The organism is Priestia megaterium, assembly GCF_023824195.1.
Classification (GTDB): domain Bacteria; phylum Bacillota; class Bacilli; order Bacillales; family Bacillaceae_H; genus Priestia; species Priestia megaterium_D.
This window is the reverse complement of record NZ_CP085442.1, coordinates 2,529,483-2,545,209: the sequence shown is the minus strand read 5'-3', so window position 1 is coordinate 2,545,209 and position 15,727 is coordinate 2,529,483. Positions and strand designations below refer to the sequence as shown.

The window sequence follows — 15,727 nt, the reverse complement described above, 5'->3', positions numbered from 1 at the left end:
GCAACTTAATGCCACTTTTCAAAAATAATAAAAGGCAGCAGCTCAACTTATGAGCTGCTGCCTTTTATTTATAGAAACACAGGAATAACCTTTTAACGATACCAAATCGTTTTATCTTGATATGGAATGCGTTTTGATGAAGCTTCTTTATTAGGATGACCGACGTAAATTAAGCCTAAGAGCTTATCGTCATCTTCTAAAGATAAAAAGTCATTCAGTTCTGACTGATAGACAATTTCACCGGTTCTCCAAATTGTAGCCAAACCTTGTTCTTCCGCTACTAATAGCATATTTTGTATGCTTGTCGCTACGGCAGAAATTTCTTCAATTTCTGGGACTTTTCCAGAAGGACTTACTGCTACAGCAATAATGACAGGAGCACGAAGCGGGCCTTTTTTAGCTTTTGTTGTTTTTTTCAACGCTTCTTCTTCACTTAGATGAGCAGTTTTTTGTTTCATAATACGTTCCATTTCGTCTCCTAAACGAACGCGTGAATCCCCTGTAAACACTCGGAATTTCCAAGGCTCTGTCTTTTTATGGTTAGGAGCCCAAGTGCCTGCTTCTAACATAAGGTTGATAGCATCTTCTGATACGTCTTTCTCTTGCATAGCCCCAATCGTTCTTCTGGCTTTAATAATATCTAATACGCTCATGCTTTCTGTCTCCTTTTCTACATTCAATTTATTAGTATAGGTATGTATATATCTTATATATAGAATAATTGAAAATCATTCTCACTGTCAATTGTTTTGCCTATCATTCGGGTCGCGATAAATAAACATGCCAATTTTTTAAGCGTGTTTGTTTTTTTAGCAGGTTTTCTTTTAATTATTTGGCAGTTCCGGCAAATAAAAAACGATTTGGACTCTATGTTCCAAATCGTTTTTTTCTCTTATACCCAGCCGCGGAAACGAGAAGCTTCAGCTGATTTTTTGATTCCTGCCATGTAAGCAGCAAGTCTCATATCTACGTCATTTTCTTGAGAGATTTGATAGATCGTTTCAAATGAATCCACCATTACCTTGCGTAATTTGTAAGCTACTTCCTCTTCAGGCCAGTAGTAGCCTTGATTATTTTGCACCCATTCGAAGTATGAAACCGTTACGCCTCCAGCACTTGCTAAAATATCTGGCACTAAAAGCACGCCTTTTTCATCTAAAATACGTGTGGCCTCAAGCGTAGTCGGTCCGTTCGCTGCTTCCACTACAATAGAGGCTTTAATGCGATGAGCGTTACGAACCGTAATTTGATTAGAAATGGCTGCGGGGACTAAAATATCACATTCTTTTTCTAATAGTTCTTCGTTTGTCATCACATTTGTAAATAAATTAGTTACGGTACCAAAACTATCTCGTCGATCAAGCAGGTAATCAATATCAAGACCAAGTGGATCATAAAGAGCTCCGTATGCATCTGAAATGCCGATTACTTTTGCTCCTGCATCATGCATGAACTTAGCAAGAAAACTGCCGGCATTTCCGAAGCCTTGAATAATAATCCGCGCTTCTTGCAAGTTAAGGTTTTTCTTTTTGACAGCTTCTTCAATACAAATGGTTACTCCTTTAGCCGTTGCAGTTTCGCGTCCTTGAGATCCTCCGAGTACGATAGGTTTTCCGGTAATAAAACCAGGAGAATCGAACTCACGCAGTCGGCTATATTCATCCATCATCCACGCCATAATTTGTGAGTTTGTATAGACATCCGGTGCAGGAATATCTTTAGTAGGCCCAACTATTTGACTGATGGCTCTTACATAGCCGCGGCTGAGTCGTTCTAGTTCACCAAAAGACATGTTTCTTGGGTCACATACAATTCCGCCTTTACCGCCGCCGTACGGAAGGTCGACAATTCCGCATTTTAAACTCATCCAAATGGATAATGCTTTTACTTCTTCTTCATTTACTTCAGGATGAAAGCGTACGCCTCCTTTAGTAGGCCCGACAGCATCATTATGTTGAGAGCGGTAGCCGGTGAAGACTTTTACCGATCCGTTATCCATTTTAACCGGAATGCGAACCGTCATCATGCGCAGCGGTTCTTTCAATAAATGGTATACTTCTTCACCATAGCCTAGCTTTTGAAGTGCTTCTTGAATAACCGTTTGAGTAGATAAAAATAAATTAAGTGATTCCTGTTCTTGCTGCTGTTCTTTTTTTAATTCACTAGCTGTTTTTGTAATGGACATTCTGTTCACCCCATATTAATCATTGAATTTTCTCAACGATTTAACATGCAATTCCTGTGCCAATTTCTGCTGCTTTACAACGCTTTTATATTATAAATAATCTGCATTAGCAAGCCTTATATTCCCTGCATAGGCTGATATTAGTATATACTTAAAGAAATAAGACAAACTATTTATACTGCAAAGGAGGAAAGTGCTATGTTAAATGAAAGAAAAGAACAAGAGCGAAACAATAACTATATAGAATGCTGTTCCATCTGCGGAGAAAGGCTAACATCTTTTCAAGAAAAAGAAATCTTCACATGCGACAGCTGCTTTGAACAAAAAGTCAACGATGTGCTTTCTGGGCTGTAATCAGGTACTCTATTTTTTAGAAACAGGTGTCACAATATTAAAGTTTGGATCGATAGAATCCTGACAAGACAAAAAGAAATCCCATTTTGATTTATCTCCTTGAACAAATATGACCGAGCTATAAGAGTGATCATTTGTAGTTGTGAGTCGATATAAGGTATCTTGCCACATCGTTACCGTCACCTCAGCTTTCTTTCGCGTATCTCCGAGATACCTAAAGATTCCATGCTTAAGTTCTGTGAGAGCTACTTCATTACGATCTGGTATCACAAACAATATACGATAGTTACATGCACCTGCCTTTAATCCATCTACGCGAATGCTAAATAGTTCTAAAATATTTTTCAAAGGAAGTGTATCCCATACTTCTTTTGTGATAATGTTGGACGGCAGCGGTATATTACCTAAACGAAGTTCTTTGGCTCCTGTTAAATATTCATTTCGCCAAGGGCCAGATTCAGCTGTATACCCTAATTGTTCAAGCGCGTCTGCACATAAAAGTTTTGCCTTCACATGGTGAGGATCAGCGTAAATAACTTGTTTGGTCACTTCAGCTACCCATTGATAGTCGCCTTGTTGAAAACAGCGCTGCGCTTTTTTGACAATGTTGTCCGCTCCGCCCATATACTCTACATATCTCTTAGCTGACTCTTCAGGAAACAGTTTATTTAAATCTACAGGATTGCTGTTATACCAGCCCATATAGCGCTGATAAACCGCTTTGGCGTTGTGGTTAACCGTTCCATAAAAACCGTTTGTATACCACTCGCGAGATAGGATTTCTGGCAGCTTCATCATTCGGCCGACGTGATCAATGGTATATCCTTGATTCATGAGCCTTAATGTTTGATCATGAATATATTGATAAACATCTCGTTGATTTTCGATATATGTGATGCACGATTGGTTTCCGAACCTTGGCCAATTATGTACCCCAAATACAGTTGTTAGTTCTTGGCCAAATAAATTGATTGCTTGCTGCAAGTATCTTGCCCATGCTGCTGCGTCTCTTACCCTTGCTCCTCTGAGCGTATAGAGGTTGTGCCGAGTAGCCGTACAGTTTTCTGCAATACACAGAGACTTTTCACTAGGAATATAGATGTTCATTTCAGCAGGCGCTTCCGTTTCTGGCGTAAGCTGAAACTGAAATGAGACGCCGTCAATTTTCTTACTTACATAAGAATGATGTTCGGAAGGACGAATTTCTTCTATTCCTTTAATAAGCGTGATTGTTCCAAATGAAATTTCTTTTCCGATACCGTTGTCAATTAGGCCTTTTTCATCGCGTCGCAGTTGAATACCGTACATATATTGACTTCTTCGTGTCATTGCTGTTGCCGCCGTGACGTTTTCATCGATAACCGCATCCATAAACCCAGCAGGAGCATAAACTTTACTATTTTTATTTTGTGTTGAGTCAGGTAATATCCCTAGAACTCCGCCGTAATGATCTATATGCGAATGAGAGAAGATAACGGCTTTGATAGAGTGTTTACCGCAGTGCTGGTTTATTAGTTTAAGCGCTTCTTCTGCTGTTTCTTTTGACGTCAAGCAATCAATAACAATCCATCCCGTTTTTCCTTTAACAAATGTAATATTAGCCATATCAAAGCCTCTTACTTGAAAGATATTTTCAGTTACTTGATATAAGCCGGCTTGTACATTTAATTTTCCTTGTTCCCACAGTTTAGGGTGGACAGTAGCAGGTGTAGATTGTTCAAATAAAAAAGCGTACTTTCTTAAATCCCATACAGGGTACAGCTGATTTTTTTTGAAAATCAGAGGAAAAGGTACGCGTACAAGAGCTTGGTAATCCGCAAGATTTTGTTCTGATTTCACTTGCTCCCAGTCTATGTTTTTATAAGTCTCAGCATTAGTCGCTGCAGTCTTTTGAGTAGCATCTTTTCGGTGAATCGTTAACTCCTGTTCATAATCAAACAGCATAACCCCCTCCTTTTTATTACTTTATGCGTAAAAATAAGACGAAGTACAAAAGAGAGGGAAAATAGAGTCAACAAAAAAGAAGATGCGCTTAGCACGCATCTTCTTTTTTATACTGAATGTTATGTTTGAATAGTCGAGTATTCTGTCTGAATTAGACAGCCTAGCACTTAGTATAACGATTGTTTACCAATGTGCCTTTTGTAATCAAAGCAAATCTTCTTTCTAAGGTGCTCAATACGTTTCTTGAAGTCGCTGTAAAACAATGCATATGTACAGTCTCTCCTTTCTTGTATTGGCCTTACATAAAATGTATACCCTCGATAAAACAATCGAAACCTAATTGGGGGGTTTTTCCAAAAATAATAATAAATCCATTATGGTTAGGCTCTTTTATCACTGTTTTTTTACCCAGTTGTCATTATCATCTTTTTTGTACTTCGTTTTCACCGCGTTCCAAGCGACTTTGTGAGCGGTAGCTTCTTCTTTGTATTCATCACTTGCTGAATTGAATGCTTCTTTATAAATTTCCTGAGCGTGATGAGGAAGATTATCTCTTACTCCATCTGGCAGTTCTTTTAATGAATTGTAAGGCATGATAGTATTCCTCCTTAAAAACATCTTTTACTACTGATTTACCTGTTTTCAAATAACATAAACATTTAATAAATATAGTCCCTATACAAGTCGGACTGAGTGACCTTTTTATAAGCGAGTCCGTGTTTTTTAGCAAGGGCTTTTACTTCATCTACGCAGCTTTGAGCGCTTCTTGGTGATACGTAAATTTCATTGATAAGCTGATGTAAATTACATGTAAGGAGGTTACCATGCTCGTGAGAAAACTCATACGATCTTTTTTCAAGGATATCCATTCGTTTTTGCCATTGATTTGCGGAAATACCTTGAATTTCGAATAGCTTTTGCAGCTTCCAAGCGTGTATACGACTTGCTACAATAACAAGCCTCAATTCATTTTCATGCTGATAGGATTTGCGCTTGTAAAATAACGTGTCATATACAGAGTGACTGACCATTTCTTTTTGGAAGTCTATGTACTGCACTTTGCCAGAGAAGATTTTATAGCGTAAATCTTTAATACTGCACAATAAATTTTCATAGGTGGTTTTAATAGCTACGCCATCATTCCCCTTTAAATATAGGTCCCACATTCCAGCGGCTTCGTAATCATTGATATGCCAGGATGAAACAGCAGAAAATTCATGGATTTTTCTTATATAGGTTCTAGAGGTACGGTTATGACGTTCGCCTTTTTTTCTTAACTCCTCTATGTTCCACATTGAAGAGCATCCTTCAAGGGGGTCCGAAAATGCATCAGGTTTTGCGAAAAAAAGCGCATTGGTTTCCAGTAAATCTTGAAAATCAGACAGCGGCATAAATCGCCACACCGTCGGATTATTGTGCACCTTATACCGTTCATCATAATCGTCATAGCTAGATTCGAATCTTTTGGCATATTCGTACGCTTTCTCTCTATAAGCTAAATCCATTGGTTTTCCTCCTCCGAATGCATATTCATACTTGAATTATAGCACTTAATTGTTGTAATTTTCAAAATTATCCACCTGTATTAAGAGAGTTCTATTATCAGAAAAGAAGACACGCCTCAACATCTACAGCGTGTCTTCTTATTTAATGAAATGAATGTTTTGCTTAACACTTTCACTTTCTGGCTGATTTAATTCCAATAAATAAATTTCATCCGCTCGAAAATCAGTATTCTTCATTTCTTTTTTTAAGGTACGAATAAAGGAAGCTGAACTTTTCCCGTAGGCTTCAAAATAATGAAACGTGTGTACAACAAATAGAATGGATGCTCCACTGTAATCTTTTTTGCTCTTTTTTTGGATGTTTTCTAGCACTTTTTCTATATACTCTTCTACAGAACCTTCCGTCTGGATACGGGGTAGAGCAAAATTTCCTGAATTGACCCTCTGTGCATCTTCAAATTCCAGTTTCCCATCTTTGTAGGAAGTAATTTCAATTCGTTTTTCAGTACCATCCGGCTGAAGAATTAATCCGTCGTATCCTTGACTTCCAATAATAAGCTTCAATTTTGAATTCCTCGGACAATAAGAAGATTGGCTGAAGCAATAAAGCGGATAAAACTCTTCAAAAAACTTTTTGAAACGCCCTTTTTTAAGTCGGGCTAATTTTATATATTCTCTGTTTTGATGAATCATTTGCTGCGTATGTTCAAAATACTGCTTCATTTCTTCTTGCGTTCTGTACACATCAAGATCTTTAAATAATTCATCCATCTTTTTCACCTTCAATCCCACCAACTGAAAAAGTCTTCTTACTTAGTAGATACATATTCATAAATGTGTGTGACAATTTTCTTTTTTTAGAGATATAGCTTTTTTAAAACAAAACGTGCACACTTTTCATTTTTTTGCATATCCTGTTATTCGTGCGTTCATCATGAGCGTACGTTTCAGCCTTTAGTTGTAAAAGATGAACCGTAAAGTTACAGCTGATGGCGGGTGATATGCGTCTGATTATTTCATAAACTATAACAAACAGGAAACTTAACAATAATTGAGGTGTTGAAAATGTTTGATAATGATTACGTAGTTAAAACCATTCACGATTTACATGTAAAACGTACAGAAAGTAAATTAAAAGTCTTCTTAACTTATTTTTGCCATAAAAAATAACATGTATTTATAGACGATAATATATAGTCAGTTGTTACTTGGAGTTTTTTATAAGAAGAGTTTGATACAAATAAAAAGGAATAGTGATTAACCCACTATTCCTTTTTGCTATCCTTGCAATTCTCGAATAAGTTCAGCAAGAACTTCAATGCTTCTATCGATATCTGGTAAAGAGGCATAGGCGTAAGAAAGACGAAGATAACTGCCGGTTTCTTGTGCATAGATACTTCCAGAATTAAGTAATATTCCTCGTTTTAAAGCGCGAGAGTATAAAGATTTCATTGAAATAGAAGGTTGAATATGCACCCATATAAAAAAGCCTCCTTCAGGATTCGTCCATGTTGCTACATCTCCTGCGTATGTTTCTAAAGCATTCAGCATAACTTTTCTTCTTGTTCGCAATTCGGTTCGTACAGCTTCCATGTGCTGTTGATATAAGCCGTTTGTAAACCATTCTGCTGCCACCCTTTGAGACAATGAGCTAGATCCATAATCTGTTTGCATTTTAATATCTGCCAAACGCTCAATAACTGGTTCTGGGCCGACTATCCATCCGATACGTAATCCCGGGCTTAATGTTTTAGAAAGACTGCTAACATATAACACGTGTCCATTTTTATCTAAAGCCTTTAATGGCAACGGAGGCTGTTTATTTAGCCATAATTCGCGATATAAATCATCTTCAATAATAGGAAGCTGATGTTCCTCACACTCTTTCAACAAATCGTAACGCCTTTTTTGTGACATTAATGTTCCCGTTGGGTTATGGAAACATGGATTTGTATATAAAATAGCTTGCCCTTCTTGAGGGTCGGCCCGTTTTATAGCTGTGACTTTTATCCCTTCCTCGTCCATAGAAAGACCTTTGAGTTTCATTCCAGCTGATTGAAATACATGTAAGGAGTATAGGTAAGAAGGTTTTTCTAACAAAACCGAAGAGTTCCTTTGTAGCAGTCCAATTGAAATAAGCTGAAGAGCTTGAAGAGCGCCGGAAACAATTAAAATAGAATCTGGAGAAGATTCAATCCCCGTTGTTTTCATATACGCACTTAACTCTTTTCGTAAAGGAAAATACCCCTTTGGTTCTTCGTATCCCAGAACCTCCATGTTTTCTGCTACTTTTTCTACGGCGTATTTCATTTTGTTTTTAGGAAATATGTCAGGTGAAAGCTCTCCTTTGCTTAATTGAATAAGGTTTGAGTTAAATTCGGATTCATTAATATCTTGTACCATTGCTTGACTCGGACGATGCATACCTGATTTCACATGAACATTCCAATCGGGCGGAGTCGTAGCCAAAAGTGTCCATGTATTATTTATAACGATTGTTCCCTTTCCCATCTTACCTTCAATTAAACCGTCTGCTGTTAATTCCTCTAATGCCGTGATGACCGTACTTCGATTAACGTCAAACAGAGCTGCAAGCTTTCGCTGACTAGGAATTTTACTTCCAATCGGCCATTCTCCACGGGCAATTTTCTCTTTCATAAAATCAATGATTTGCTTGTATTTTGGATAACTAGAACTGTTCTCTTGATTCATACATTTACTCCTGTTTTTAAAGTGGTTGGGTTAATTGCTTTTAAACTGGTTGAAGACATTTTATCAAATGTTTATTAACATGGGAACCACAATAGATACTGGTTGGATTCAAAATGAAAAATGGAGATGAATAGGCATGAAATTAACGTTTAGTCTCGTGTTCTTACATATACTGATGATTAGCTTATGGGCTTCAGCATTTCCAGTTATTCAAATAGGGCTGGAATCGTTTTCTCCTCAGCACCTCGCTTTTGTTCGGTTAAGTATTGCTTCTGTAGTGCTGTTAGTTATTGCAATAGCCACACGCATGCGCTTGCCTGATATAAAAGATATTCCACCTCTTTTAGCGCTCGGTTTTTTAGGTTTTACCGTATATCACACAGCATTAAACATTGGAGAAAAAACGGTGAGTGCGGGTATTGCGAGTTTACTGGTCTCGACTACTCCTATTTTTTCTTCGCTTTTAGCTATTTTTCTTTTTCAGGAGGAGTTTGGAAAAAGAAAATGGATTGGATCTGCAGTAAGCTTTGCAGGTGTTGCACTTTTAACCTTCAGCAAAGAGAATTTTATACACTCAGTTAATGGAATCTTACTGATTCTACTAGCTGCCCTTGCAGAAAGCATCTATATAGTATGTCAAAAAAATTTATTAAAAAAGTATGGTTTCCTTTCTTTTGTGACGTACAGTATTTGGGGAGCTACAATTTCTATGCTTGTTTTTTTACCAGGGTTAGAAACAGAACTTGCACATATCTCTGTCAGATCAGCGATAAGCGTGATATATTTAGGATTATTTCCAACCGTTATTCCATATATGGTACTCGCTTATCTGACATCGCGTATAGGTTCTGCTGAGGCTGCCATTTCTCTTTACTTAACTCCTGCGCTGTCCTTTTTCTTAGCGTGGCTGCTTTTAAAAGATATCCCGAGCGCAGTTTCCATTGTTGGAAGTATCATTACGTTATACGGCGTGTTGCTTACATATAGTAAAAGACGAGTAGTGGTAAAAAAGACAAAGTTCACAATGCAAAGGTAATGTGTATATTTTAAGGAATGCTCTTAGAGGATATGTTTTTTATTTATATATTTTATTTAGAACATACTTTAATTTCTTCTTTTTGCAGTTTAATTAATAATTAATTAAAAAACGCCTTTCTTTAAATCTCAAACCAAGATTAAAGAAAGGCGTTTTTTTATGTAGTTTCTAATTCTGCTTTTATTTTCCCAGCCACTGCGTGAGTCAGTTGCTGAAGATCGTAAATCTCTTCTCCTGAAAGTACTACATGTCCGTTTAAAACGTGGTTATGTTTATATGCTCGATACGTCACTTCAATACTTTTTATCGCGCGCTCTACTTCATCATTCACCATAATGCTTTCATAGTGATAGGATAGTGTTTCAATTCGAATCTGCGTATTTTTCATATTCATTCACCCTCCATGAGCCGTTGACTAAAAATATGACTGTTGGAGGTGAACTATACATAGAAACTTTTTTGTTACCCCCTACTTTGTTATTTAGAACATATTTTAATTACGTAATTGATGCCTGCTATTCTTTTTTTATAAAATCCCAAAACAAAACCCCGCTCCGAAGAGCGGGGTTTTATTGCTTGTAGTACCAGCCTTTTTTATCTAAAAACTGCTTAACTTTTACAAAATCCAGTCCAGCTGCAGTGAGGTCAGCTGACGGATTACCTATTGCATGTACATTTAATTCACTGTCAATTCCTTCATTTTTTAAGAAAGCACGAAACTCTGTTTCCATGTCTTTACTTAATCCGCCTGTTTTAATTGTAACTGGGATAGGTTCTACGTCTTTCATTTGCACAAATCCGCCTGGAACAGCCCATGCTGCATTCGTATAGCCATATACGCTAAATACCGTGCCTTTTTTTATAGTTCTGAAATTCTCTGTTACATTCGCATATTTGTAGACTCCAATATCCTTCTTCGCTTTTACTTGAAAAGAATATTTATCTCCGAGTGAAGTAACCTTTGGCAATGATTCTTCTATAGGATTACGTACACCCTTAAGCAATTCCATCATTTTAGCTAATGTTTTTTCATCAGCTTTTCCAGTTGACGTTAATCCATACTTTTCTTGAAGAGCTTTAACAGCTGCAACAGTTTCCCTGCCATATTGACCATCGGTTCCTTGTTGAGAAAGTTCAAATCCTAATTTAATTAAGTTTTGCTGCAGTTCTTTTACGGCTAGTCCGCTATCACCTTGCTGCAATTGTGCTGATGGCTTATTATTTTCCACCATCGTAACGCCTGTATTAATACTATTAAAGAAATTCAGATCCATTTCATTGATATCAACATTGCCTTTAATCCCGTTTACTTTTCCTTGATCTGTATATTGAAACATAGACCATCTATCCCAAATCGCCGTATCACCTGGGTTAGCAAATCCCTTAGGACGGTTACTTCCACTGTAACGAGCTACCCATAGCGGATATCTTGCCACAGCGCTTGTAAAATTGGATTTAATAAAACTATATCCCGTGTAAAGAATAGGCGTAATGCTTGTTTTCCTTTCAATATACTCCATCCATCTAACTGCAAAGGCTGTGACCTGCGCTTTTGTTTTCCCTTTACTTTCTTCCAAATCTAAGCAATGAGGCAAATCAACCTTCATGCTGCCCAATTTATTTAAAAAGAAATTAACTTCTGCAATAGGATCATTATCAGCATGAGCAAAGTGATAAAAGCCTACACGTAGACCTGCATTTTTTGCTCCTATATAATTATCATATGATTTTTTATCTAAGAAGGTTGTGCCTTCTGTTAATTTAATATACGCGCCTTTTACACCATCCGACGCCACTTTTACCCAATCAATTGTTCCGTTGTGATGAGAAACATCAATGACCTTAATATTTTGATTATTACGGTTTTGCATTGCTATCACTCCTTCATACAAACTATGAATAAAAAAGGAAATGGCAACTGATACAGGCCTATTAAATAGATATTAGGCTTTATAAAAAACCGTACAATAAGAAGGGCTTTTGGTAGCCTTACCTTATTATAAGAAATGAATTTGTGCAATTTTATAAAGTTAGGAGAGCTATATTCGTTTATACTAATAATATGAAGATATACTGTATAAAAAGTGGAGGAATATGATGTCTTTAATAAAAGAAGCACGTAAATATGCAGAACATGCTCATAGCGGCCAAATGCGCAAGCTGTCCGATAAACCTTATATTGTTCATCCTATTAACGTAGGTAATATTTTAGAAAAAGCGGGTTTTAGTGAAGACGTAATAGCAGCGGCTTATCTGCATGATGCTGTAGAAGATACAAGTGTAACACTTGAAGAAATTGTACAAAGATTTGGTTTAGAGGTAGCGGGTATTGTTGAAGCTCATACAGAAGACAAATCAAAAAGCTGGGAAGAACGTAAACAGCATACAATTCAAATCGTTAAAACTGGTTCTCTTGAAGTGAAATCTTTAATTGTAGCAGATAAATTAGACAATTTACGGTCTTTAAAAGAAAGCTACGATCAGCAAGGAGATACGATTTGGAATAGCTTTAAAAGAGGATTCGAAAAGCAGAAATGGTACTACGAATCCATCAGTAAATACGCTGTAAAAGGATTGGAACCAAGCCAGATTCCAAGCTTTTTTTATACGTACAAACAAGAAGTAAATGATTTTTTTAGAAGTTAATATTCATGTGAAGAAATTAGAAAACACTGAAAATAACTATTGCGAACGCGCGGCATACGTATTAAAATATAGTAGAGTCGATACACAATAAAGACTCTACATAATCGGGACTGTAGTTCAGTGGGAGAATACTTGTCTGGCAGACAAGGGGTCGTGGGTTCGAATCCCATCAGTTCCATAAAACCAATCGTATCAAGAGTTTAAAACACTTTGAAACTCTGCAGGATGGAATGGTTGCAATACTATTTCATCTGACCTCTTCATGATTTCCATGAAGAGGTTTTTTATTTTCTTTTTACGATTGATCCTCATGATTTTTATGATTATTCTTTTCACTGCTCCTGCTGACAATTTCTCTAAGTTCGCCCTCGTCGCCTTTTGCATTAATGATTTCAAAAAGCTGATTCAGCCCTTCACTTGTTTCATCGTTTGGTTCTTTGCCCATTCTATCCCCTCCTTTTGCTTCTAGGATGCCCATTTTTTTCACATTGTTTCATGTAAAAAGCAATTCATCAATATTAATCGGCCGTAAGAGTATACCTTTACGACCCTTGTACAATTACTGGTTATACAGATATACTCAATCAATTCCTTAAATTTTGCAGCGTTTTATAGGGTTTCTAATACTCATCTATAATGAAATGATCATCACAAACTTCGTTAAAGTCGTTCTCTTCGGGGAGATCTACTTCTTTATCTTTAGATATCTCGGTTTCTTGTGTAAATAGTTTAAAAAGCTTGTTTAGCATTATTCCACCTCATATCTTTCATTAATACATTCAGTATGATTAATTTATATGAAGCCAGTATGAATTGAAACTTAAGATAATGTGAATTTAGACATTAACGTGAGATGTTAAGGATGCTTACCCTTACCTGGACAAAAAGGTTACTTCATTCTACAAAGAGGTGATTAGTATATCAGCTGTATTTGGCATTCGTTCTATAACAGTCGTCTTTTTGCTTCCTCCCTGCTGCTATATAAAAAATACGGCATTCGTTTTTTATACAGTGTTAATCGATTTGCTATTGTACTAGGTGGCTTAGTTTTATGTATTATCGCTTTAATCCTTGAGTCCTCAACATCCTTAAATACCATTCAAATCGCTTGTTTAGTCGGAATTATACTTTTGCTTGCTTTGTTTTTCTTTGGTTATATCCACAATCGAACGAAAAAACGCAAGCTATAAAAAAGAACTTTGTATGCTGCTGCAAAGTTCTTTTCATAAACACTTACTGTTTGTTAAGAACTGTACTAAATATGAAATAGCTCATACACTTCTCATACAATCGCTAAGACCTATTCAGTTAACAGTCCTTCTTACGTTTTTTTCAAAACATCTATATGCAATTTCAGCTTTAATTTCTTTATTTCCCGGAGAGACTAGAAAAATAACGTAGGAACCGTTGTTTGAAAAGATAAATTTACCGTCTTCATCACTTACTAATGTCCTCGTCGGCTGCTGGTATATAAACGGATTGTTTTGTAATTTTATATTCCGATGCTTTTTTAATATTTCTACTATCACTTCTTAAAGTAGTAATCACCTATTCTTTTGTGGTCATAAAATGAAGAATTCTTACCTTTTTTTCACAATATTCAACAATTTCATAACAGGTTGTGAGGATATCATGTCTAGACAGTTCTATTTCATCAAATACAAACTTTGAAAGCTGCTTCTGCAGAGCCTCCAACTTTTTGCTGTCTTCTTCATCGAGCCATAGTCCTTCCGTAATACATACATCTGCTAGTTTGGTAATAGATTGAGCCGTCCAGTTTAATCCGGCTGAAGAAACGGTTTTTGTAAGTAAATCATTTTTTATAGCTAGAATAACTTGACACACATGGGTATAGGCATCAACTTTCTTTTGTATAAATGCTTTGCGAAGCTCTTGTTTGTATTGCTCTTTCGACATAGCTATAGCTACGACAGACGTAATGAAGGTTCCTGCCAGCGCGATGAGCGACCCTATCAAAATTCCTATCAGTTCTCCTGACAAAACGTTCACCTCTTTAAAGGTATTTCTATATGCTATGGGAATAAAGGAAATGATATGAGGTAAACACCATACAAAAACAGCCCTAACTTAGAAAAGTTAGGGCTGAAACACTAAAATATGATGGTAACCAAATTAGATAATACGACTTGTAATAATTCCTTCAATTTGACCAATTTTTTCTTCTAGCTCAGGCACAATCTCGTCACTTACTTGATTGTCAATATCGATCATTGTATACGCATATTCACCGCGGCTTCTGTTCACCATATCTGCGATGTTTAAATTGTAGTTTGAGAATACTTGCGTAAGTTGTCCTACCATATTCGGCACGTTGTGATGGAAAGCAGCTACGCGTTTTTTCCCAGTGTAAGGAAGAGATGCATTCGGGAAGTTCACTGAGTTTTTAACGTTTCCTGTTTCTAAGAAATTTTTCACTTGACGTGCTGCCATTACCGCACAGTTTTCTTCTGATTCTTGAGTTGATGCTCCTAAATGAGGAATTGGCACAACATTTTTCATGTTCAAGACATTTTGATTTGGGAAATCTGTAATGTATCGACCAACTTTTCCACTTTCAAGAGCAGCTTTCATATCTTCTTCGTTTACAAGCTCACCGCGTGAGAAGTTCAAGATATGAACATCTGGTTTCATGATGCTAAACGTTTCTTTATTGAAAACCCCTTTTGTATCGTCCGTTAATGGAACGTGAACAGTAATATAGTCAGATGCTGCAAATAGTTCTTCTAGAGACATTGCACGCTGTACGTTGCGAGACAAATTCCAAGCTGTATTAACAGAAATGAATGGATCAAAACCAATTACGTCCATATCTAAATCAAGGGCATCGTTTGCTACAAGAGCACCAATTGCACCTAAACCAATAACGCCTAATGTTTTACCTTTGATTTCTTTTCCAACAAACTGTTTTTTACCTGCTTCAACTAACTTAGGAATTTGATCACCTTGGCCGTCTAATCCTTTTGTCCATTCAACTCCAGCAAATAAGTTACGAGAAGAAGCCATAATTGTAGTTAAAACCATTTCTTTTACTGCGTTTGCATTAGCTCCTGGCGTATTAAATACAACGATACCTTGCTCTGTGCAAGCGTCCACCGGTATATTATTAACCCCTGCTCCAGCTCGTGCAATAGCTTTTAAATTTTGGTCAAATGCCATGCTGTGCATGTTAAAGCTACGCACGACAATAGCATCTGGATTTTCGCTGTCGTTGTCAATTTGATAACCTTCTTGATTAAAAACATTTAGACCTTTTTGTGCAATGTTGTTTAATGTTTTGATTGTTTGTACTTTTTCTAATGTTAATGTGCTCATTTTGTACTCTCC

The 15,727-nt window shown here is 36.7% G+C and carries 16 protein-coding genes and 1 tRNA gene; 4 read left to right on the top strand and 13 right to left on the bottom strand.

The window, feature by feature from the left end:
* Positions 1-92 precede the first annotated feature (92 nt).
* The gene (locus LIS78_RS12835; RefSeq protein ID WP_252285302.1) at positions 93-653 is read right to left on the bottom strand and encodes a nitroreductase family protein; all 561 of its coding nucleotides are present in this window, start codon (positions 651-653) and stop codon (positions 93-95) included.
* Between the two features lie 239 nt (positions 654-892).
* Positions 893-2,185 carry a Glu/Leu/Phe/Val family dehydrogenase gene (locus LIS78_RS12830; RefSeq protein WP_195783141.1) on the bottom strand — a complete coding sequence of 431 codons (1,293 nt, stop codon included), beginning with the start codon at positions 2,183-2,185 and terminating at the stop codon, positions 893-895.
* 198 nt (positions 2,186-2,383) lie between these two features.
* Between LIS78_RS12830 and LIS78_RS12825 the strand changes: the two genes are divergently transcribed.
* Entirely contained in the window at positions 2,384-2,539 is a 156-nt protein-coding gene (locus LIS78_RS12825) for a hypothetical protein (protein WP_252285301.1), read from the top strand.
* A 9-nt stretch (positions 2,540-2,548) separates the two neighbouring features.
* Here LIS78_RS12825 and LIS78_RS12820 read toward each other — a convergent pair whose 3' ends face one another.
* From LIS78_RS12820 to pdxR, 5 genes are all read right to left on the bottom strand, one after another.
* Positions 2,549-4,483, bottom strand: a complete 1,935-nt coding sequence (locus LIS78_RS12820; RefSeq protein WP_252285300.1) for an alkyl/aryl-sulfatase — start codon at positions 4,481-4,483, stop codon at positions 2,549-2,551.
* Positions 4,484-4,876: 393 nt separating this feature from the next.
* Positions 4,877-5,077, bottom strand: coding sequence for a ChaB family protein (locus LIS78_RS12815; RefSeq protein ID WP_195783143.1), 201 nt, complete (start codon positions 5,075-5,077; stop codon positions 4,877-4,879).
* A 65-nt stretch (positions 5,078-5,142) separates the two neighbouring features.
* The gene (locus LIS78_RS12810; protein ID WP_114895407.1) at positions 5,143-5,988 is read right to left on the bottom strand and encodes a DUF2971 domain-containing protein; all 846 of its coding nucleotides are present in this window, start codon (positions 5,986-5,988) and stop codon (positions 5,143-5,145) included.
* A gap of 138 nt (positions 5,989-6,126) precedes the next feature.
* On the bottom strand, positions 6,127-6,759 hold the full coding sequence (locus LIS78_RS12805) for a hypothetical protein (RefSeq protein WP_209151683.1): 633 nt from the start codon (positions 6,757-6,759) through the stop codon (positions 6,127-6,129).
* Between the two features lie 507 nt (positions 6,760-7,266).
* On the bottom strand, positions 7,267-8,700 hold the full coding sequence (pdxR, locus tag LIS78_RS12800; protein ID WP_252285299.1) for a MocR-like pyridoxine biosynthesis transcription factor PdxR: 1,434 nt from the start codon (positions 8,698-8,700) through the stop codon (positions 7,267-7,269).
* Between the two features lie 136 nt (positions 8,701-8,836).
* Here pdxR and LIS78_RS12795 point away from each other — a divergent pair, with 136 nt between their 5' ends.
* Positions 8,837-9,736 (top strand): DMT family transporter, encoded by a 900-nt coding sequence (locus tag LIS78_RS12795; RefSeq protein WP_252285298.1) that lies wholly within the window; start codon positions 8,837-8,839, stop codon positions 9,734-9,736.
* A gap of 157 nt (positions 9,737-9,893) precedes the next feature.
* On the opposite strand, the gene LIS78_RS12790 is transcribed toward LIS78_RS12795, so the two are convergent.
* Positions 9,894-10,124: a hypothetical protein gene (locus tag LIS78_RS12790; RefSeq protein ID WP_016764194.1), complete on the bottom strand. Its 231-nt coding sequence runs from the start codon at positions 10,122-10,124 to the stop codon at positions 9,894-9,896.
* Between the two features lie 181 nt (positions 10,125-10,305).
* Positions 10,306-11,607, bottom strand: a complete 1,302-nt coding sequence (locus LIS78_RS12785) for a GH25 family lysozyme (protein ID WP_252285297.1) — start codon at positions 11,605-11,607, stop codon at positions 10,306-10,308.
* A gap of 226 nt (positions 11,608-11,833) precedes the next feature.
* Between LIS78_RS12785 and LIS78_RS12780 the strand changes: the two genes are divergently transcribed.
* Together LIS78_RS12780 and LIS78_RS12775 are read left to right on the top strand one after the other, a co-directional pair.
* On the top strand, positions 11,834-12,382 hold the full coding sequence (locus tag LIS78_RS12780) for an HD domain-containing protein (protein ID WP_195783150.1): 549 nt from the start codon (positions 11,834-11,836) through the stop codon (positions 12,380-12,382).
* Positions 12,383-12,488: 106 nt separating this feature from the next.
* A tRNA-Ala gene (locus LIS78_RS12775) sits at positions 12,489-12,560 on the top strand.
* Positions 12,561-12,677: 117 nt separating this feature from the next.
* Here the strand turns inward: LIS78_RS12775 and LIS78_RS12770 are convergent.
* The 4 genes from LIS78_RS12770 to LIS78_RS12755 all read right to left on the bottom strand — a co-directional run bounded on the left by LIS78_RS12770 (position 12,678) and on the right by LIS78_RS12755 (position 15,715).
* Positions 12,678-12,827: a hypothetical protein gene (locus tag LIS78_RS12770; RefSeq protein WP_013057122.1), complete on the bottom strand. Its 150-nt coding sequence runs from the start codon at positions 12,825-12,827 to the stop codon at positions 12,678-12,680.
* Positions 12,828-13,686: 859 nt separating this feature from the next.
* Positions 13,687-13,911: a DUF6143 family protein gene (locus LIS78_RS12765; RefSeq protein WP_252285296.1), complete on the bottom strand. Its 225-nt coding sequence runs from the start codon at positions 13,909-13,911 to the stop codon at positions 13,687-13,689.
* Positions 13,912-13,930: 19 nt separating this feature from the next.
* The gene (locus tag LIS78_RS12760; protein WP_252285295.1) at positions 13,931-14,392 is read right to left on the bottom strand and encodes a hypothetical protein; all 462 of its coding nucleotides are present in this window, start codon (positions 14,390-14,392) and stop codon (positions 13,931-13,933) included.
* A gap of 123 nt (positions 14,393-14,515) precedes the next feature.
* On the bottom strand, positions 14,516-15,715 hold the full coding sequence (locus LIS78_RS12755) for a phosphoglycerate dehydrogenase (RefSeq protein ID WP_013057119.1): 1,200 nt from the start codon (positions 15,713-15,715) through the stop codon (positions 14,516-14,518).
* Positions 15,716-15,727 lie beyond the last annotated feature (12 nt).

Excerpts from the sequence above, each read along its gene's own strand:
- LIS78_RS12830 (WP_195783141.1), bottom strand. The coding sequence starts at position 2,185 with ATGTCCATTACAAAAACAGCTAGTGAATTAAAAAAAGAACAGCAGCAA.
- LIS78_RS12790 (WP_016764194.1), bottom strand. The coding sequence starts at position 10,124 with ATGAAAAATACGCAGATTCGAATTGAAACACTATCCTATCACTATGAA.
- pdxR (WP_252285299.1), bottom strand. The coding sequence starts at position 8,700 with ATGAATCAAGAGAACAGTTCTAGTTATCCAAAATACAAGCAAATCATT.
- LIS78_RS12810 (WP_114895407.1), bottom strand. The coding sequence starts at position 5,988 with ATGGATTTAGCTTATAGAGAGAAAGCGTACGAATATGCCAAAAGATTC.
- LIS78_RS12835 (WP_252285302.1), bottom strand. The coding sequence starts at position 653 with ATGAGCGTATTAGATATTATTAAAGCCAGAAGAACGATTGGGGCTATG.
- LIS78_RS12755 (WP_013057119.1), bottom strand. The coding sequence starts at position 15,715 with ATGAGCACATTAACATTAGAAAAAGTACAAACAATCAAAACATTAAAC.
- LIS78_RS12805 (WP_209151683.1), bottom strand. The coding sequence starts at position 6,759 with ATGGATGAATTATTTAAAGATCTTGATGTGTACAGAACGCAAGAAGAA.
- LIS78_RS12785 (WP_252285297.1), bottom strand. The coding sequence starts at position 11,607 with ATGCAAAACCGTAATAATCAAAATATTAAGGTCATTGATGTTTCTCAT.
- LIS78_RS12820 (WP_252285300.1), bottom strand. The coding sequence starts at position 4,483 with ATGCTGTTTGATTATGAACAGGAGTTAACGATTCACCGAAAAGATGCT.
- LIS78_RS12795 (WP_252285298.1), top strand. The coding sequence starts at position 8,837 with ATGAAATTAACGTTTAGTCTCGTGTTCTTACATATACTGATGATTAGC.
- LIS78_RS12780 (WP_195783150.1), top strand. The coding sequence starts at position 11,834 with ATGTCTTTAATAAAAGAAGCACGTAAATATGCAGAACATGCTCATAGC.
- LIS78_RS12770 (WP_013057122.1), bottom strand. The coding sequence starts at position 12,827 with ATGGGCAAAGAACCAAACGATGAAACAAGTGAAGGGCTGAATCAGCTT.
- LIS78_RS12815 (WP_195783143.1), bottom strand. The coding sequence starts at position 5,077 with ATGCCTTACAATTCATTAAAAGAACTGCCAGATGGAGTAAGAGATAAT.
- LIS78_RS12825 (WP_252285301.1), top strand. The coding sequence starts at position 2,384 with ATGTTAAATGAAAGAAAAGAACAAGAGCGAAACAATAACTATATAGAA.